Below are 18,899 nucleotides of genomic sequence, written 5' to 3' on the forward strand. Positions count from 1 at the left end.
AGGAGGACGTCCTGCTGGCGACGGGCGAGGCCGTTACCAACGCCATCGAACACGGCAGCCGCTGCGAGCCGCGCCGGACCGTCTCCGTCGAGGCATTCCTGCACGGGGAGACCGTCGCGGTCACCGTCAGCGACACGGGGAGCTGGGCTGACGATTCGTCCGCCAGCCTGCGCAGCCGCCGGCGCGGCTCGCAGCGGCTGCCGTGTTCGATGGCGTTGGTAACGGCCTCGCCCGTCGCCAGCAGGACGTCCTCCTCGCGGTGCGGCGCCGCCGCGATGCTGTCCAGCCAGCCCCGCAGCTGGCGGCGCGCGACGGGGATCTGCGCCGGCACCGCCGGCAGCACGGTGGCGAAGCTGCGCGCGGCCGCGTGGCTCGGGCGCAGCGCGAGGACCACGACGTCGTCGCGGTAACCCTCCGGCGGGGCCATGCACGCCAGCAGCTCGGTACACACCGACTCCACCGGCAAGCCGGCACAATCGGCGGCCGCGGCCTTCAGGCGGGCGAACCCCTGGTCGAGCGTCTCCCCGGCCCGCTCGATCAGTCCGTCGGTATAGAGCAGGAGCAGGCTTCCCGGGGCCAGCTCGGCCGTCGCGGTGACGTTGTCCGGGCCGCTCTCCCGGACCGCCACCGGGGGCCGCCGCCCCGACTCGAGGTAGACGGGGTCCCCGTCGGCGGGGATGAGCAGCGGGTAGGGATGCCCGGCGCAGCTGTAGCTGACGGCGGCGCCGCCGGAGTCCGTGGCGCCGATGTCGACGAGGGCGTAGGCCACCGTCGCGCAGCGGGCGCCGGTGACGCTGGCGGCGTATCGGTCCAACGCGCCGAGCACCGCGGCCGGCTCGGCCGCAGTCAGCGCCGAGGCGGCCACCGCGGCGCGCAGCCTGCTCATCACGATCGCGGCGGCCAGGCCGTGCCCGACGACGTCGCCGACCGAAATGCCGATCTGGCCGGCGCGCCCCAGCGGGGTGACCGAATACCAGTCGCCGCCGACGCGCATCGCCTCCCCGGCCGGCTGGTACACGGCCGCCACGACGGCCGCGGTCGAGCCGCGATCCAAGTCGAGCAGGTGCTCCTGGAAGTCGACGGCGATCTGGTGCTCGCGCGCCATCACGCGCACCCGGTCCACCGCCGACTGAGTGAGGGCCGCCATCCGGCGGAACCTGTCGAGTTCGGCGGCGCCGAACTGGCGCGGCGTGGGCCACAGCAGCGCCAGCACGCCGACGACACGACCACCGTTGTCCCGCAACGGATGAGCGACACAGGCGCGGACGCTCGCCGCGGTGTCGCGCACCGCGTGCTCGTAGCGCGGGGGCAGGTCCAAGGTGTCGGCGATGACCATCGGCTCGCCGCTGTTCACGACGTCGACCCCGACCAGCGGGGCGTCGAGCGCGGCGACGTGGTAGCGGTCCCGCACCTCCGCGGGCACGTCGCCGGCGTACTCGAACCGGAGGTGGCGCTCGCCGTCGAACAACCCGATCGTCACGGCGGCGGCATCCCCCAGGCCCGAGCAGGTGTCGATCAGCGCGCGCAGTATTCCGGCCACCGAGTCGGTGGCCTGCAGAGCGGCGTCGAGCTGCACCAGGTCGAGCTGGGCCTCGCGGAGCTGGCGGTCGCGCTCGCGGCCGACCGCGGACAACCGGGACGCCACCCGGTCGACCAGCTCCTGCGACCGGAAGGGTTTGGGCAGGTAGTCGTCCGCCCCGCCGGCGAAGCCCTCGTCGACGGCCTCCGGGCCGGCCCGCGCGGACAGCATCAGCACCGGCGTCGCAGCCAGCGCCGGGTCCGCGCGTATCGACGCGACCAGGTCGAAGCCGCTGAGGCCCGGCATCATCACGTCGGTCACGATCGCGTCCGGGCGCAGCTCCCTCGTCACGGCCAGTGCCGACTCCCCGTCGGCTACCAATACCGTTTGCCAATGGGGCGACAGCACGCGCTCGAGGTGGGCTCGCATGTCGGCGTTGTCGTCGGCCACCAACACCAGTTGGCGCGGCCTGTCCTGGGCGGCGGCGGCCGGGTCCGCAACGGCCGTCAGCCACTGCTGCGCCTCGGCCACGTACGGGTTGCTCACGTCCGGCGTGCCCGCGGGAACCTGCTCGACCGGGGCGTCGGCGACCGACCGCGGCAGCCGGATGGTGACGGCGGTTCCGCGATCCGGTTCGCTCTCGATCTCCACCGTGCCGCGTTGCAGCTCGACGAGCCCGCGCACCAGCGACAGCCCGATGCCGGCGCCCTCCACGCTGCGGCCGCGGGTGTTGTCGGCCCGGTAGAAGCGTTCGAACAGGCGGTCCAGGTCCTCCGGCGAGATGCCAACCCCGGTGTCCCGCAATGTGATCCGGCAATCCGCAGGCTCGGCGCGCACCTCGACCGTGATCGAGCCGCGCAGCGTGTACTTGACGGCATTGGAGAGCAGGTTGAGCACGATGGTTTCCCACATGCCCGGGTCGACGTCGGCGAGCGCCGGGCCGCAGTCCAACACGAGCTGCAGGCCCGCGCGCTGGCAGAGCTCGGTGAACGACGAGGCGATGTGCTCGGTGAGCGCGCCGACGTCGGTGCAGACCAGGTTCGCGTTCGCCCGGCCCGCCTCGATGCGCGAGAAATCGAGCAGCGAGTCGACCAGGCGCTGCAGGCGCCGCGCGTTGCGCCCGGCGGTGGTCAGGCGGTCCGCCAGCGCGCTGTCGGGCGGCGCGTCGGACAGCGCGTCCTCGAGCGGTCCGAGCAAAAGGGTTAGCGGCGTGCGGAATTCGTGGCTGACGTTGGTCAGAAACGCCGTCTTGGCGCGGTCCAGCTCGGCCAGCGCGTCGGCCCGCAGCCGCTGCTGTTCGTAGGAGGCTATCCGCGCGAACGTCGACGACAGCTGGTCGGCCAGCAGCTGACAGAAGCCGCGGTACTGGTCGTCGAGCGGGCAGCGCGGGTTGACGCCGACGACCAGCGCCCCGGCGGCGGAGTCCTCGCCCAGTGGCAACACCAGCGCCCGCTCCGGACAGTCCGCACCGAGGATCTCCTCGAGCCCCGACAGCGCCGCCCCGACGTCATCGGTGAACGTCCGAAGCGATCGCGGCAGCACCGGCAGCACCGGCGCCGTCGCGCCGCGTAGTGTGACCTCGCCGTCGGCGTCGGCGCAGTAGACGGCGATGAACGGCAGGTCCGCGGGCTGGGCCGCACACACCGTGACGGCCGCGCCGACGGCGTCATCGATGCTCTGCGTTCCGATGACGGCGGCGGCCAGGTCGTTGAGCAGGCGCAGGCGCCGCTCCCCCAGCACCCGCTCGGTCGTTTCGTTCACCGCGCAGAAAATCCCGGAGACGTCGCCGCCGTCGCCGATCAGCGGGCCGTAGGTGAAGGTGAAATACCGATCCAGCCGCCGGCCTTCGACCACCATCGTCAGCAGCAGGTCGTCGGACCAGGTGGCCTTGCCCGTCTCGACGACGCTCGCCAGCATGGGCGAGATCGATTCCCAGATGTCCCACCACACTTCCCGGCCGGGCCGGCCGAGCGCGGACGGGTGCTTGTCGGCCAGCGCCGATATGTAGGCGTCGTTGTAGACCAGGAACAACTCCTGCGCCCCCAGCCACAGCACGATCGGGAATCGCGACGTCAGCGCCGTCACCGCCGCCGCGCGGAATTCGGCCGGCCACCGCTGCGGCGGACCCAAAGGGTGCGCGTCCCAGTCGAACTCGGCAAACCGGCGGCCCATCTCGCCGCCCAGGGCGACCGCGGCCGCGAGGTCGGCCGGCAGCGGGTTCATTGCCGGCGGTCGCGTTGCAGGGCGTCGGAAAGCGTCGGGTAGATCTCCAGGATGCGATCGAGCTCGGTCACCTGGATCGGTCGAAGAACCTGGTCGTTGTCCGCGACCAGCCGCACCGACGTGCCGGTTTCCCTGCCACCCTCGTGGCAGTCGAGAACCGCGTTCAACGCCGCGCTGCCGAAGAAGGTCACCGGTTGCAGGTCGACGATCACCAACCGGGCCGGGTGCTTCGCGGCCACCTGCAGCGCGGCGACCAGGTGGGGTGTGAGCTGGTCGACGGTGCTGGAATCGACATCGCCTTTGACCCGAACGAGTACAGCGTCCTCGCGGGCCTCGTGGTCAACCGCCAACAATTCCATGCCTTTCACCGCCTCGAACACTCCGAATCCCTTCCCTGGGCGTTACTGCGGCGCCCCGAATATGCAGCATGCCCAGGAAAGAATGTTTCGAAGCCTAGCGATTACCCGGACGGCTCCGCGGGAATGCGTTCGTGCACCGTCAGCAGCAAATGGTCGAATTGACTTTGGGCTGCGATGGTCGGGGCCGGCAGCGTCACGACCTCGGCGAGCAATTGCTTCGCCAGGGAGCGCAGCTTCACGTTCGTCTCCTGCGAGCGCCACTGCAGCACCCGGAAGGCCTGCTCGGCGCTGACCCGGTAGACATACATCAGCACGCCTTTGGCCTGCTCGATGGCCGCGCGATTCTCGAACAGGTCCGGCAGCGCCTCGTCGAGCACTTCCTGCCGCGCCTCGTCGAAGGTGTTGGCAAGGTCGATGTAATACCCGGCCGTGCCCACCACCGTGCCGGAGTCGTCCAGCATCCGGTCGGCCACCACGATCGCGTCGTGCACATTGCCCGCGGTGTCAAGGAACCGATGACGGCTCGAAAACGACTCCTCGGACTGCAGCGCGTAGTCCAGCAGGTCCTGGACGTGGGCACGGTCATCGGGATGCTTGTGCGACAGCAGCAGTTTGGTCGTCGGCTCCACTTCCCCGGGTTCGTAACCGTGCATCCTGGCGACCTCGTCGGACCATTCCCAGCGCTGGCCGACGAACCAGAAGCGGAAGGCGCCGACGTTCAGGTACCTGCTCGCGGCCGCGGCCGCTCCGACCGGCTGCGTCGAGCTCTCGGCGGGTTGCACGTTTGCATCCTCCCACCCGGTGGGTACTCGCGGCTACCGCCCAGGGGGTAACGTCGCGGGCGGACCCATCCACCACACGCGGGAGCGCACGCCGAGTGCGCTGAGAGGACGGCTCGGGGCCGTCGACCGTACGAACCTGACCGGGTAATGCCGGCGTAGGGAGCACAGAATGACCGTGACTATCGAACCGTCCGTCACCACCGGACCCATCGCGGGCAGCAGCAAGGCCTATCGCGAGCTGGAGGGGGTGCCCGGCGCGCGCGTGCCCTTCCGGCGGGTCAACCTCTCCACCGGGGACCACTTCGACCTCTACGACACCTCCGGGCCCTACACCGACCCGGACGCGGTGATCGACCTGACCACCGGGCTGCCGGCGCGGCCCGGCGTGGTCCGCGACCGCGGCACCCAGCTGCAGCGGGCCCGGGCCGGCGAGATCACGGCCGAGATGGCGTTCATCGCCGCCCGCGAGGGCGTGCCCGCCGAACTGGTGCGCGACGAGGTCGCCCGCGGCCGCGCCGTGATCCCGGCCAACCACAACCACCCAGAGAGCGAGCCGATGATCATCGGCAAGGCGTTCGCGGTCAAGGTCAACGCCAACATCGGCAACTCGGCGGTGACGTCGTCGATCGCCGAAGAGGTCGACAAGATGGTGTGGGCCACCCGCTGGGGCGCGGACACCATCATGGACCTGTCCACGGGCAAGAACATTCACGAGACCCGCGAGTGGATCCTGCGCAATTCGCCGGTGCCGGTGGGCACCGTGCCGATCTATCAGGCGCTGGAGAAGGTCAACGGCGACCCGACCCAGTTGACTTGGGAGATCTACCGCGACACCGTGATCGAGCAGTGCGAGCAGGGCGTGGACTACATGACCGTGCACGCCGGCGTGCTGCTGCGGTACGTGCCGCTGACCGCCAAGCGGGTCACCGGGATCGTGTCGCGCGGCGGGTCGATCATGGCGGCCTGGTGCCTTGCCCATCACCAGGAGTCGTTCCTGTACACGAACTTTGCCGAATTGTGTGAGATCTTCGCGCGCTACGACGTCACCTTCTCCCTCGGCGACGGGTTGCGGCCGGGTTCGATCGCCGACGCCAACGACGCCGCCCAGTTCGCCGAGCTGCGCACCCTGGGCGAGCTGACCAAGATCGCGAAAGCCCATGGCGCACAGGTGATGATCGAGGGCCCCGGGCACATCCCGATGCACAAGATCTTCGAGAACGTGCGGCTGGAAGAGGAGCTGTGCGAGGAGGCCCCGTTCTACACGCTGGGCCCCCTGGCGACCGACATCGCGCCGGCCTACGACCACATCACGTCGGCGATCGGCGCGGCGATCATCGCCCAGGCCGGCACCGCGATGCTGTGCTACGTGACGCCCAAGGAGCACCTGGGGCTGCCGGACCGCAAGGACGTCAAGGACGGCGTGATCGCCTACAAGATCGCCGCCCACTCCGCCGACCTGGCCAAGGGGCACCCGCGCGCGCAGGAGCGCGACGACGAGCTGTCCAAGGCGCGCTTCGAGTTCCGCTGGCACGACCAGTTCGCGCTGTCGCTGGACCCCGACACCGCGCGGGAATACCACGACGAGACCCTGCCCGCCGAGCCCGCCAAGACCGCGCACTTCTGCTCGATGTGCGGGCCGAAGTTCTGCTCGATGCGCATCACGCAGGACGTCCGGGACTATGCCGCCGCGCACGGCCTCGACAGCGAGGAGGCGATCGAGGCCGCGATGGCCGAGAAGTCGCAGGAGTTCGCCGAGCACGGCAATCGGGTGTATCTGCCGATCACGCAGTGAACTTCCTGCCCTTAGCCGCGCCCGGCGCCACGCCGTTGCGCGTGCTGACCATCGCCGGCTCGGACTCGGGGGGCGGCGCCGGCATCCAGGCCGACATGCGCACCATGGCGCTGCTGGGCGTGCACGCCTGCGTGGCGGTCACCGCGGTCACCGTGCAGAACACGTTGGGAGTCAAGAGCTTTCACGAGGTGCCTGGCGACGTCGTCGCCGATCAGATCGAGGCCGTGGTCACCGACATCGGCATTCAGGCCGCCAAGACCGGGATGCTGGCGTCGTCGGCCATCATCGCCGCGGTGGCCGCCACCTGGCGCCGGCTGGGGCTGACGGTGCCGCTCGTCGTCGACCCGGTGTGCGCGTCCATGCACGGCGACGCGCTGCTGGCTGCGTCGGCCCTGGATTCGCTGCGCGGCCAACTGTTTCCGCTCGCCACGCTGGTGACGCCGAACCTGGACGAAGTGCGGCTGCTGGTGGACGTCGACGTCGTGGATGCGGGGTCGCAGCGGGAGGCGGCCAAGGCGTTGCACGCGCTGGGCCCGCGCTGGGTGCTGGTCAAAGGCGGCCACCTGCGCTCCTCGGACCGCAGTTGCGACTTGCTCTATGACGGCGCCGAGTTCCACGAGTTCGACTCGCAGCGGCTGCCCACCGGCAACGACCACGGCGGCGGTGACACGCTGGCAACCGCGGTCGCCTGCGCCCTGGCGCACGGCTTCACCGTGCCTGAGGCGGTCGGGTTCGGCAAGCGCTGGGTCACCGAATCCCTGCGCGCCGCCTACCCGTTGGGCGCCGGCCACGGACCCGTCTCGCCCCTTTTCAGGTTGTCGTGAACCTCGACCCGATTGCCGGCGTGGCACACGAACCCGACGGAGCACCGGCCGGTGTCGTGGTGTTGACCCACGGCGCCGGCGGCGACCGGGAATCGCTGCTGCTGCAACAGGTCTGCGACGAGTGGGCGCAACGCGGCTGGCTCGCGGTGCGCTACAACCTGCCCTACCGCCGGCGCCGGCCCAAGGGGCCGCCGTCCGGCTCCGCGGCCGGTGATCGCGAGGGGATCGTCGAGGCGATCACGTTGTGCCGCAGCCTATCCGGCGGCCCGCTGATCGCCGGCGGCCACTCCTACGGCGGGCGGCAGACGTCCATGGTCGTGGCCGAGGGCGAGGCTCCGGTGGACGTGCTGACGCTGTTCTCGTATCCGGTTCATCCCCCGGGAAAGCCGGAACGTCCCCGCACCGAGCACCTTCGGAACATCCGGGTGCCCACCGTGTTCACCCACGGGACGTCCGACCCGTTCGGCACGCCCGACGAACTGCGCGCCGCCGCCGCGCTGATCGCGGCGCCGACCGAGGTCGTCGAGATCGCCGGCGCGCGCCACGACCTGCGCTCCAAGACCCTCGACGTGCCCGCGCTCGCGATCGAGGCCGCGCTGCGGCTGGTTCGATTAGCATAATCGGCAACAATGTTGGAAAAACTTCGACGAGTGCTCGAATACCGGCTGAGCATCGCCCAGCTGATGGCCATCGCGCTCATCCTCGGCACCCCCTACCTGCTGGTGGGAACCATCTGGTCGACGACCCACACCGAGCACCTGCATCAGATGCACGGGGTCGACCTGGCGGTGTCGTTCCTGGGGTCGATCGTGTCGTGGCCGGTCCTGCTCTTCGCCAACGTCTGCATGACGTGAAGCCTTTAGTCAGTTGAAACTGGACAGTTTCAACTGACTAATTTAGGGTGGTGTTATGGACGGCATCGGTGACTCGGCCGTGGCGGCCGCCCGCGATCTGCGGGTGCTGTTCAGCCGGCTGCGGCGCCGGCTGCGGAGTCTGGAGGTCGACGAGGACCTCACGCCGTCCCAGACCGCGGTGCTCACCCGGCTCTGGAAAGAGGGCGCGTCGTCGGCTAGCGCGCTGGCCGGCGCCGAAGGGGTGCGACCGCAGTCGATGGCCACGATCGTGGCCGCGCTCGAGCAACACGGGCTCATCCAGCGCACGCCGGACCCCGAAGACGGCCGACGCCAGGTCATTTCGTTGACCGCCGCGGGCCGGCGGCGCGCCGAGAGCGATCGTCGGTTGCGAGAGGAGTGGCTGGCGCGCGCCATTCAGGAGCGGTATTCCGAACGGGAACGCCGCGTCATCATCGATGCGCTGTCGCTGCTCGAGCGTCTGACCGAGTAACGAAAAGGGGATTTTCGCAATGGAATTGGGCGTTCATTACATCGACTTCCTGCCGGGCGATCCGGCAAAGCTGGGCCCGACGCTGGCCGACGCCGCCAAGGCCGCCGAGCAGGGCGGCGCAAGGCTGTTCACCCTGGCCGACCACTTCTTCCAGATGGAAAACGTTGGGCGAGCCGAGGATCCGTTTCTCGAGGGTTACACCTCGCTGGGGTTCCTGGCCGGACAGACCACGACGATCGACCTAGCCCTGCTGGTCACCGGGGTCACCTATCGCTACCCGGGCGTGCTGGCCAAGACGCTGACGACCCTGGACGTGCTGTCGGCGGGACGGTCGATGCTGGGCCTGGGCGCGGCGTGGTACGACCGCGAACACATCGCCCTCGGCGTCCCGTATCCGCCGCTGAGCACGCGGTTCGAGATGCTGGAAGAGACGTTGCAGATCTGCCTGCAGATGTGGAGCGACAACGACGGCCCGTACGACGGAACCCACTACCGGTTGGCCGAGACAATCTGTGTGCCGCAACCGATTCGGCGGCCCCCGATCCTGATCGGCGGCGACGGCGAGAAGAAGACGCTGCGGCTGGTGGCGCAGTACGCCGACGTCTGGAACAGCACGACGAGCGATGTCGATGCACTCAAGCACAAGGTCGACGTGCTGAACCGCCACTGCGACGCGGTCGGCAGGGATCCCGGCGAGATCCGCAAGACGGTCGGCTTTTTCGACGACCCCTTCGCGGACACCGACGCGTACCTGAAGACGGTCGAGCGGTACGCCGAGCTCGGCTTCGAGATGATCAACACCGGTCCCGTGCCCGGCAACCCCGACCCCGTCGGCTTCATCCGCCGGTTGGGCGACGAGGTGGCGCCCAGGATCGCAGAAATCGCCTGAGCCTAGCCAGGATAGCGCGAGTAGCAGGCGTCCATGTTGCCGGCGACGCCGCCGCGGAAGGCCGCGATCCGGGTGAACCCGGCCGGCACGCTGGTGCCGTCGGCGTCGCTGGCCACCAGGTGGTTGATCAGCAGGCCGGAGACGGCTTCGTCGAGATCGCCCGCCGTCAGCACGAGTTGCTTCTGGGACGGCAGCTCGATCGGTTCGGCCATCTTGCGATGCACGACACCGGTCAGGCACGCGGTGCGCAACGCGGTCCAGGGGCTCTGCATCGCCAGGCCGCGTTCGTGCTGCACCGCCAGTGCGTATCTGGACATCACCATCGACAGCGCGGTGTCGTCGCCCTGCGGCAGCGTGCGCTCGCTCTCGGCGGAAACCTTGCCGGCCTGCGCCAGCCCGGGCAGGTCGACGACGATCGTGTTGGTGGCCGGGCAGTAAGACGCGGGCGGGCTGGGCTTAGCGTCGGGGCAGTCGGCCGGCTTGTACGACAGCGTCGGTGGACTCTTGGGGGAGAAGATCTTTCCCAGGAGTTCCATCAGCGTCGACAACGTGTCTTCGTTGATCGGGACCTCACCGGTCTCGGGATCCCCGCTGGGGTCGGTCCGAAGGGCGGTCGGCAGGTCGCCGCGGCGCTGGGCGATTTCCTGCTTGTTGATCGCCGCGCACGCCGAGGCGCCGTTGATGAAGCCCATCTGGAAGGCGCTGATCCGGTCCAGCGCCGACCCGTGTTCGTCGTCGTTGGTGGTGTCGGCGTCCAGGACGGGATCGCGGGTGGTGATGATTCCGGCCAGCACGTGGTCGAGCCCGTCGGCGGTGCTCAGCGTGAAGCGCGGCGACTTGCCGTCGGCCACCCAGTACATGTAGACGCCGGCGAAGCAATCGGCCTGCTGTTCGCGGACGATGGTCGGGTCCGTTCGGGTCACCAATTTCGCCATCTGCTGCAATGCGTGCCCGAATTCGTGTGCCAACACACCGTTCACGGACATGTCACCGAAATAGCGCTGCGCGACGGCCATGAACACCCCGCGGTCCCAGGCGATGAGGTTGCAGCGGGACGTGAAAAAGGCGTTGACGAGCTTATAGGTTTCGCTGTGGCAAACGATCGGGCTGTTCGGATTGTCGGAGTCGTAGGACACCATCTTGGCGACCGGGATGAAGGTACCTTTCAGCGATTCGCTGTACACCGACTTCCAGTAGTCCTCGATGTCGTTGATCGACAGCAGGGACAGCTTGTCGATCGGCCCGTTATCGGTGTTGATCACCGTGCCGGTGGGATCCGGTGCGTTCGCGCGGATCCCGCTGGGACCGCTGGTCGCGGGCAGGCCGCCCACCCGGAAGGGGTCGTTGAGCATCGACAGCGCCCGCCCGTCGACCATCGTGGTGCAGCCCGCCACCACGAGCACGACGCCTGCGCAGGCGATTGCCGCCTTCAGACGTCGTCTCCGCCCGCGCACATTCATGACAAACCTCATCCCGACCGGGCTGCAAGGCAGCATCAAAGGGATCTCATTCTAGATGCCCTGGCTAACTCTGACAGCCCAAATCTGATTAGGGCTTTGCGCTGGTTACCCATTGCGAAACGCCAACGGGCGGGCTGCCATTCATCGGGCAAACAGGCGGTACCGCAATGCGTGGGATCGGCTTACACTTCCGCAATGTTCTCCGAGACGCGCTATGCGCTCAACGGGGACTTGCGTGTCGCCTATCGCGCGTCGCCCTCTGGTGCTCGTGACATCGTGTTCGTGTCGAACTGGTTCACCTGCTGCGAGCTTCTGCCGGAGCTACCGTCCGTTCAAGGGTGGGTCGAGGCGATGACATCGCTCGGGCGACTGATCTTTTTTGACCAGCCGGGCACAGGAGCATCCGATCCCATCACACCTGATGCACTGCCGACCTTGGAGCAGTGGGCCGACAGCATCACCGCGGTATTGGACGATCTCGGGAGTCGCGAAGCGGTCCTCGTCACCTTCGATGGCTCGTTCGCGACGGGGGCGCTGTTCGCGGCAACACATCCGTCCCGCACCGTCGCGCTCATCGTGCTTGAGGGCTACGCCATTCCGCAAGCCGAAATCACGACTGAAGCGCCCGCATACGAAGAAATCGTTGCCTCCTTGGTCGCTATGTGGGGCACGGGCGAGTTAGAGCATGTCCTGAATCCGGACATGCCGTGGAACGAGGAGATCCGGGCAGCGTGGGCTCGCTACGAACGCTTGGCGGCGAGCCCAGCGACCGTCGCCCTCATGCAGCCGCTCCTGGGCGAATTGGACGTGCGAGCGGTGCTTACGACCATCCGCGTGCCCACCCTCGTCGTCCACCACACCGACGACCCAATCACCCTGCCAGTTTTGGGGAAAGACGTCGCCGATCGCATTTCGGGCGCGAAATACGTTGAGCTACCGGGGCGCAACTCGTATCACTTCGTCGAACCGTGGCGTGAGTCCTTTCAGGAGATCGCCGAATTCCTCACCGGCAAGCAGGCTGACGTGGCCGATGATCGGGTTCTTGCCACGGTGCTGTTCACCGACATCGTTGACTCGACCCGCCGAGCCGCGGAGATGGGTGACCGCGACTGGCGCGCATTGCTTGACGCGCACGACGCAGTCGTCCGGTCCCAGCTGGCTCGATTTCGGGGTCGCGAGGTGAACACGTCGGGTGACGGCTTCCTGGCGGTGTTCGATGGCCCACAGCGAGCGATCCGCTGCGCCACGGCGATTCGCGACGCGGTGCAGACGCTCGGCATCCAGGTGCGAGCCGGGCTGCACACCGGCGAGTGCGTGGTGCGCGGTGATGACATCGGCGGAATCGGCGTGCACATCGGGGCGCGTGTGAGCGCGCTAGCGGGACCGAATGACGTGCTGGTGTCCAGCACGCTGCGCGACCTGGTGATCGGGTCAGGCCTGGAGTTCGAGGACCGTGGCACGCACCAGCTCAAGGGAGTGCCCGGCGAATGGCGGCTGTTCGCCGTCGCCGCTTCCTAGAAGGGCGGCGGGTCGTCGTCGTCGCCGGTGGGTGGGGGCAGGGCGAAGTAGTCGTAGGTCTCGGCTTTTCGGGCTAGGCGGGCGTCGCGGTTGTGGCGGCGTTCGGTGGCGATGCGGGAGGCGCGGTCTTGGGCGCGGGTGCGCCGGCGTTTGGGCATCATCGCGGCGCGCTGGTCGCAGTAGTCGTGCGGTGGGTCGGCCTCGGGGGTGGGCATGCCGCCGACGGCGTAACACAGGCTGGGGAACAGCAGCGCGCTGCCCGGGGTGGTCACGTAGGTGTGCCCGGCCGGGGAGGTCAAAATCAACGTCCCGTCGGCCAGTTGTTTTTCCGTCCAGCCCCAAAACGTCTTGATCAAATGATGAGTACGGCAGTAGCACTTCAGGTTGGACGCATGCGTGGCCCCACCCTGGGCGTAGGGGATGGTGTGGTCGATATCGCAGCCGATGGCCGGGGCATCACAGCCCGGCCAGCGACACGTCAAATCCCGACACCGCACGAAATCGGCCAACGCCCTCGACGGCACATACCCCTCCTCCGGGGGCGCGTCACCGGGATGGATCAGCGGCGTCAGCTTGGCGGACTTGGCCAACTCGGCGAGCAGCTCGGGGGTGATCAGCCCATCAGCGCCCACCTCGTAGGCTGTCGCGCTGCCGTGCCCGTCCAGGGTGGCCTGCTCGGCGATCACATGAATCACCACCGGGCTGGCGGCCGCCCGCTTGCCGGCGGCGCAGTCGGTTCTCTCGCAGCGGCAGCCCAGCCGATCCGCCCCCGCGGCCAGCGCCCCCAGCGCATCGGCGCGGCGCTGCTCACGGGTGCGCGGATCATGCGCACACACCGTGGCCGCCAACGCATTCAGCCGCTTCTCCAGCGCGTGGGCATCCGGGGTGAGCAGCACGCCGCCGATCTCGGCGGTGCCGTCGTGATCCGGCCCGATCCACACTTCCCGGTCGCGCTGGGCCTTGGCGCGGCGGCGCACCGCATCCACGTCGGCTTTGGCCACGATCCGATCCACCTGGGCGGCCAACCGGCCCTGGGTCATCGACGGCCAGCGCGCTACATTGGCCGCCACCTGGGCATCCACCCTGGCCAACACCTCGGGATCCTCGATCAGATCGGTGCGATACACGATCGTCTGAAACGCCCGATAATCGATATCGCCCGCCCGAAACACCTCCCCCACCAGGGGCAGGCGCTCGCGCATGGCCCGGGCATAGCGCAGCCGGCTGGCCGCCAGCCCCTGGCTGATCCGCAACGCCGCCCCCACCTCGGCGGCGACCGCTTCCATCGTGTCGATCGCCCAGTCCTCGGTCTCCGAACAGCGCGAGAGCCGATACCCGAACAACCGCCCGATCGCCCCCAACTGCGCCGCCGCCGCCCGGTTCTCGATCCGCGCCAACACGCCGATCTCATCCAGCAGCGCCGCGGACTGCGCCGTCGACGACGGATAACACCGCTCGATCATCTCGTCGAACCGGGCCATCACCTCGGCACGCGCCGCTTCATCGAACATGTGTTCGAATGTACCACGGTCCACCGACTCGCGGTTTTTCGCAGGGCGTAGCCGAAACATGCCGCAAAGCGCGCGAAGCTGCGCTACGGCACCCGGGTCCGATGCCGCTTGTCGTGCGGCGGTACGCCGTTGACCCCGCCGATCGACTCCGCATAGGTGCCCACCGCGAACGCCGCCCCAGAACCCATGACCGCCAACGCGTCTCGGTTGACGGTGTCGACGGTGTCGCGCGGGCTCTGGAAATTGGGGTCGAACGGGACGCCTGCCTGACCGCCCCACAGCCGCGCCTGCACCGTGGTCTTGATCTGCGAAGCACCGGCGGTCAGACCCCCGACCGGCACGCCCGCGACCATGAACGGGTGGTAGTCGGCCATGGTGGCCAACGGCATGTCGGCGGGCCGCTTGCCAGCCAGGTTCAGGTAACCGCCGAGGGTGCGCTCGATGCCCGCCGAACCCTCGGGCACGTCGCCGAATGCGATTCCCGGCGTGGGCGGACCGGATTGGTCACCGTCGTCGGTGAAGAAGCCGGCGTTCGGCGAACCGAGCATGGTGAAGTCGAGGTACATCGCGATGTCGTTGAGCTGATCGCGGTCCATGCCGAAGACGTAATCCATCACGCCGTTGATGCCGTCCTCGTCGGCGCCCCAGAACGCGAACCGCACCGCGTTGTTCACCGCCGCCAACGGTCCCAGCTGCAGCGCCGTTTCCAGCACCGCCGCCACGCCGGTGCCGTCGTCGTTGATGCCCGGACCGTCGCGCGGGCTGTCCAGATGCGCGCCGACCACGATCGCCTCGTGCGGGGAGCCGGTTTCGGTCTGCGCCAACACGTTTCGTGACGAGATCGTGCGGTTCTCGGCGTCCAGCACCAGACGCACCGGTGCGGTGTCGTGCGCGAGCGCCGCAGCGCCGTTGGCGCCGACGACGGCGACCGGCACGGTCAGCTGCTTGAAATAGCCGGGGCCGAACAGGGTTGGCGGGGCGCCCTGCCCGTTGGGTGCGCTGAGCACGATCAGCCCCGCGGCGCCCCGGGCCACGGCGCTGTTCTGCTTGTCGACGACCGAGCAGCCCGCGTCGTCGACGACGGCGATCGCGCCCGCGGGCAGGGCGGCCGGGTAATCGCCGGCGGTGCAGCCCGACGGCCGCGCGGGGTGGACCGCCGGTCCGGTCAGGCCGCCAGGCGGCGTTCGAACCATCATCGACGCCTGGTCGACCTGATACGTGCGGCCGGCCACCGTCAGCGCGGGTTTACCGGGCGAGACGTTGTAGAGCCGGTCGAACTGCGGGGTCGAAACCTTAAAGCCCCTGTCGCGCAATGCCTTCGCCACGTAATCGACGCTGGCGTCGTAGCCCGGCGTGCCGTCGGCGCGGCTGCCGCGGTTGGCGTTGGCGATGCCCTGCAGCGCGCGCAGGTGCGCGACCATCCGGTCGGCTGTCACCTTCGCCGCGAGTCCCCGGGCCAGATCCGGCGCCGTCGACGGGGGCGCCGGCCGCGGTGACGAGCACCCCGCCACCAACCCGATCAGCGCCAGCGCCGCGGCCAGCCGGCGGATCATGGCTTGTTGAGCACGTGCCGCGTGCGATCGGCCAACACGGGCACGCCATTTCGGCCGCCGAGATCCTGCGCGTAGAGGGCCACCGCGTAGGCCACGCCGCCGCCGTTGATGCCGAGTGAGGTGCGATCGATGTGGTCGAGCGTGTCGGTCTTCTGGTGATAGTTGGGGTCGAAGGGCGCGTCGGCGGTGCCGCCCCAGAGCTTGGCCTGATCGGCGGACATCTTGGTCTCGGCGCCCGAGAACAGGCCACCCGCCGGGATGCCGGCCAGCGTGAATCCGTCGTAGTCCGAACGCCCGTCGAACGAGGTGTCCTGCGCGATCTTGCCCGCCGACTTCAAATAGGCGACCAGGGTGCGCTCGATGCCGGCCGAGCCTTCCGGCACCACCGGCTGACCGCGGGTGTCCGCGGGCAGCGATTGGTCCCCGTCATAGGTGAAGTAGCCCGGGTTCGGCGATGCGAGCATGTCGAAGTTCAGGTACAGCGCAATGTCTTTGAGCCCCTCGAGGTTCAGCGACTCCACATAGTTGCGTGAGCCGATCAGCCCGAGTTCCTCCGCACCCCAGAAGCCGAACCGCACCCCGTTGTGCACCGGCGGCGAGTTCCCCAGCTGCACCGCGGTTTCCAGGACTGCGGCCACTCCGGACCCGTTGTCGTTGATGCCGGGACCCTCGGGCACGCTGTCCAGGTGCGCGCCCGCCATCACCACGTCGGTAGTCGACCCGGTTTTAGTCTGCGCAATGACGTTGCGGGCCTTGACGTTTTGGACGCTGGCGTTGAGCTTGATCGTTGTCGGCCCCGGCTGCCCGCGCAGCTGCAGCCCGGTGGACTTGGTGACGCTCAGTACCGGAATCTTCACGTCGGTGTCGGGCCCGAGGGTGCCGCCCATCTGCTGCTCGTCGACGTTGTCGGCGATGATCATCGCCACGGCACCGCGCTGCACCGCCGCGTCCTCCTTCTGCGCGAACGGGCAGGTGCCGCGGTCCACCAGCACCACCGCGCCGCGCGCCCCATCGAAGTCGGAGGGACGGCAGCCCGGGTCGGCCCCCGCCGGCACCGCCACCAGCGGCCCGCTCACCCCGTCGGGCGGGGTGCCGAGGCTGAACTCCAACGCGCGCGCCTCCACGGCCACCCCGCCGACCGTCACCGTCGGCTTGTCGCCGTGAAAGACCCGGGCGGAGAATTCCGGCGTCTGAACGTCGAAGCCGCTGTGGCGCAACGTGTTCACCACGTAGTCGACGCTGGCCTCGTAGCCGGGGGTGCCCACCGCGCGGGTACCGTTGTTGGCGTTGGCGATGTCCTGGAGTTTCGACAGGTGCGCCATCATCGCGTCGGTCGTGACCTTGTCGTGCACCGAGGTCGCGAACTCGGCGGCGTCACCGGCGGCCGGCTGAGAGCCGGTGCGGCCATGCGAGCAACCAGTTAGAAACGCGGTCAGGGCGACCACGGCGAGCAGGGCCCGGAAACTAGACATAAAGCGCGGTGAATGGCGCAAAGGGCAGATTGCGCACCACGAACCAGGCCGCCACCAGCACCAGCGTCACCGCGGCCGCCCAGCGCTGGTGCTGCCAGCCCCGGACCGGCCGGCCCGTCACCCGGCCGAAGGTCCACGCGCCGTACGCCCACACCAGCAATACCAGCGCCACCAGGCCCAGCGCGTTGAACCTGGCGGCCGCCAACATGTTGCCGTGCATCAGCGAATACAACATCCGGGCACTGCCGCACCCCGGGCAGTCGATGCCCAACAGGGCCTTGGTGGGACACACCGGCAGGGGCCCACCCGGGGTCGTCGGATCGCCCACCCAGGTCGCGGCGCACACCAGCGTGGTGGAGGCCGCAACCAGGAGCGGCGCACCCAAACTCAGGCGCGCCGACCCTGGGCGGGTCACCATGATCGCGACGCCGGCTTAGAACATCGCGGCAAGCGCCGCATTCGTGTTGGTGTTCAGCGCACCAACCGCCATCAAGATGGCGTAGATGACGCCCACGACCACACCGATGACGGCGGACCAGATCACCCATTTCTTGGCGCTGTCGGCGGACGCCTGAGCCTCTGCGTACCGGCCCTGTGCCCACAAACCATTGACCTGGCTGGACTTGACGATCGCCACGATCCCGAACGGCAGACAGCAGAAGAGCGTCACCAGAATCGACCACACCAAGTAGTTGTTCGGCGCTTGCCCAGCAGGTTGCTGTGGCGGGTATCCGGGCGGAGGGGGCGGCTGTGTCATGGATTCTCCAGTCGAGGCGAGTTAGCTGGCGTCGAGCGGTGCTTACCATACCGGAGCGGCGGCGCGAGGGCACTATCTCGGCGAAATTCGCCGTTTCCGCCGGCCGCGCGCCCGTTCGGCCGGCGCCGCTCGCGTTGCCGCCCATCCGGGCGAGGAGTCCCGGACGAACGCGAAAGCCGCTGGCCGGCAACCAGTTTGCCGACCCGATGGCTTTCTTCGCCGATTCAGATAATGCTGCCCAGACAGATAATTTCCAGCGGAATGTGTTGCATGGACAGGACATAGCCCTACGATCCCATTAGCGGAAGCACTATTTCCGGTGAGCGACGCCCCGTTAGGAGCCAATGATGCCTCAACTCAGCAAGGCGCTGCGCGCCGCGGCGGCCACCGTGGCCGCGGGCAGTTGCGCGTTCGCCGGTGCCGCCACGGCGGCCGCGGATCCCACCAATACCGGTAGCTCGGCGGACATCAACACGCTGGCCACCAATCTGTCGAAAGGCTACGGGCTCAACAACTGCACGGCCGGAAACCTCGACGCCGGTGAACTCGCCGTGCTCACCTGCGGGCAGAGCCCCGACCCGAGTGGCCCGATTCAGGCCAGGTACATCCTGTTCAACAACGCCGACAACCTGACCGGTTCGTTCAAGACCAGCATCAAGGACGACGTGCTCACCGCCTGCGGGGACGCCGGCCAGTCGCCCACCACCTGGCACCAGGGCAGCAACAACGCCAACTCCGGATCGGTGGCGTGCGGGACATACCAGAATGCGGCGGAGATCATCTGGACTACGGACGCCAAGAACATCTTGAGCCTCATCCGTGGGTCGAACAACGACGTCCCCGCGCTCTACCAGTGGTGGCGTACGAACGGCTGATGCCCGAAAGACGCTCGGTTG

The 18,899-nt window shown here is 68.6% G+C and carries 16 protein-coding genes, 2 pseudogenes and 1 riboswitch; of the genes and pseudogenes, 9 read left to right on the forward strand and 9 right to left on the reverse strand.

Translation table 11 applies throughout. The features are described from left to right. Window positions 1–44: 44 nt before the first annotated feature. Window positions 45–110, forward strand: a pseudogene (locus tag A5712_RS32615) (hypothetical protein); the annotation flags it as partial. 92 nt (window positions 111–202) lie between these two features. Here the strand turns inward: A5712_RS32615 and A5712_RS03405 are convergent. The 3 genes and pseudogenes from A5712_RS03405 to A5712_RS03415 form a co-directional block, all read right to left on the reverse strand. Next, window positions 203–3,742, reverse strand: a pseudogene (locus A5712_RS03405) (SpoIIE family protein phosphatase); the annotation flags it as partial. Further along, window positions 3,739–4,101, reverse strand: coding sequence for an STAS domain-containing protein (locus A5712_RS03410; protein ID WP_068101510.1), 363 nt, complete (start codon window positions 4,099–4,101; stop codon window positions 3,739–3,741). The gene A5712_RS03410 and the pseudogene A5712_RS03405, both read right to left, overlap by 4 nt. A 101-nt stretch (window positions 4,102–4,202) precedes the next feature. After that, entirely contained in the window at window positions 4,203–4,823 is a 621-nt protein-coding gene (locus A5712_RS03415) for a PAS and ANTAR domain-containing protein (RefSeq protein WP_369830356.1), read from the reverse strand. Window positions 4,824–4,951: 128 nt separating this feature from the next. After that, a riboswitch (TPP riboswitch) is annotated at window positions 4,952–5,062 on the forward strand. Between A5712_RS03415 and thiC the strand changes: the two genes are divergently transcribed. The 6 genes from thiC to A5712_RS03445 all read left to right on the forward strand — a co-directional run bounded on the left by thiC (window position 5,053) and on the right by A5712_RS03445 (window position 9,732). Next, complete coding sequence (gene thiC / locus A5712_RS03420; RefSeq protein WP_068101300.1) at window positions 5,053–6,675, forward strand: phosphomethylpyrimidine synthase ThiC; 1,623 nt, start codon at window positions 5,053–5,055, stop codon at window positions 6,673–6,675. (Overlaps the previous riboswitch by 10 nt.) After that, entirely contained in the window at window positions 6,672–7,499 is an 828-nt protein-coding gene (gene thiD / locus A5712_RS03425; protein WP_068101303.1) for a bifunctional hydroxymethylpyrimidine kinase/phosphomethylpyrimidine kinase, read from the forward strand. The genes thiC and thiD overlap by 4 nt, the downstream gene beginning before the upstream one ends. Then, entirely contained in the window at window positions 7,496–8,119 is a 624-nt protein-coding gene (locus A5712_RS03430; protein WP_068101306.1) for an alpha/beta family hydrolase, read from the forward strand. The genes thiD and A5712_RS03430 overlap by 4 nt, the downstream gene beginning before the upstream one ends. 9 nt (window positions 8,120–8,128) lie before the next feature. Beyond that, window positions 8,129–8,353 carry a hypothetical protein gene (locus A5712_RS03435; protein ID WP_067161796.1) on the forward strand — a complete coding sequence of 75 codons (225 nt, stop codon included), beginning with the start codon at window positions 8,129–8,131 and terminating at the stop codon, window positions 8,351–8,353. Window positions 8,354–8,408: 55 nt separating this feature from the next. Beyond that, window positions 8,409–8,843: a MarR family winged helix-turn-helix transcriptional regulator gene (locus tag A5712_RS03440; RefSeq protein ID WP_068101307.1), complete on the forward strand. Its 435-nt coding sequence runs from the start codon at window positions 8,409–8,411 to the stop codon at window positions 8,841–8,843. A 19-nt stretch (window positions 8,844–8,862) separates the two neighbouring features. Further along, on the forward strand, window positions 8,863–9,732 hold the full coding sequence (locus A5712_RS03445) for an LLM class F420-dependent oxidoreductase (protein WP_068101310.1): 870 nt from the start codon (window positions 8,863–8,865) through the stop codon (window positions 9,730–9,732). A 2-nt stretch (window positions 9,733–9,734) separates the two neighbouring features. On the opposite strand, the gene A5712_RS03450 is transcribed toward A5712_RS03445, so the two are convergent. Further along, the gene (locus A5712_RS03450) at window positions 9,735–11,204 is read right to left on the reverse strand and encodes a peptidase (RefSeq protein WP_369830355.1); all 1,470 of its coding nucleotides are present in this window, start codon (window positions 11,202–11,204) and stop codon (window positions 9,735–9,737) included. Between the two features lie 183 nt (window positions 11,205–11,387). On the opposite strand from A5712_RS03450, the gene A5712_RS03455 reads away from it, so the two are divergent. Continuing rightward, the gene (locus A5712_RS03455) at window positions 11,388–12,710 is read left to right on the forward strand and encodes an adenylate/guanylate cyclase domain-containing protein (protein WP_068101315.1); all 1,323 of its coding nucleotides are present in this window, start codon (window positions 11,388–11,390) and stop codon (window positions 12,708–12,710) included. Here A5712_RS03455 and A5712_RS03460 read toward each other — a convergent pair. From A5712_RS03460 to A5712_RS03480, 5 genes are all read right to left on the reverse strand, one after another. Next, window positions 12,707–14,221, reverse strand: a complete 1,515-nt coding sequence (locus A5712_RS03460; RefSeq protein WP_068101318.1) for an HNH endonuclease signature motif containing protein — start codon at window positions 14,219–14,221, stop codon at window positions 12,707–12,709. The genes A5712_RS03455 and A5712_RS03460 overlap by 4 nt on opposite strands. An 83-nt stretch (window positions 14,222–14,304) precedes the next feature. Beyond that, window positions 14,305–15,774 (reverse strand): M28 family peptidase, encoded by a 1,470-nt coding sequence (locus A5712_RS03465; protein WP_068101321.1) that lies wholly within the window; start codon window positions 15,772–15,774, stop codon window positions 14,305–14,307. Further along, complete coding sequence (locus A5712_RS03470; RefSeq protein ID WP_068101324.1) at window positions 15,771–17,246, reverse strand: M28 family metallopeptidase; 1,476 nt, start codon at window positions 17,244–17,246, stop codon at window positions 15,771–15,773. Before A5712_RS03470 ends, A5712_RS03465 begins: the two co-directional genes overlap by 4 nt. Further along, the gene (locus tag A5712_RS03475) at window positions 17,239–17,664 is read right to left on the reverse strand and encodes a DUF2752 domain-containing protein (RefSeq protein ID WP_068101327.1); all 426 of its coding nucleotides are present in this window, start codon (window positions 17,662–17,664) and stop codon (window positions 17,239–17,241) included. The genes A5712_RS03470 and A5712_RS03475 overlap by 8 nt, the downstream gene beginning before the upstream one ends. A gap of 15 nt (window positions 17,665–17,679) precedes the next feature. Beyond that, window positions 17,680–18,003: a CD225/dispanin family protein gene (locus A5712_RS03480; RefSeq protein ID WP_068101329.1), complete on the reverse strand. Its 324-nt coding sequence runs from the start codon at window positions 18,001–18,003 to the stop codon at window positions 17,680–17,682. A gap of 347 nt (window positions 18,004–18,350) precedes the next feature. On the opposite strand from A5712_RS03480, the gene A5712_RS03485 reads away from it, so the two are divergent. Continuing rightward, window positions 18,351–18,878, forward strand: coding sequence for a serine/threonine protein kinase (locus A5712_RS03485; protein WP_068101513.1), 528 nt, complete (start codon window positions 18,351–18,353; stop codon window positions 18,876–18,878). The last annotated feature ends 21 nt before the right edge of the window (window positions 18,879–18,899 follow it).

Source organism: Mycobacterium sp. E2327, from assembly GCF_001672675.1.
Classification (GTDB): Bacteria; Actinomycetota; Actinomycetes; order Mycobacteriales; family Mycobacteriaceae; genus Mycobacterium.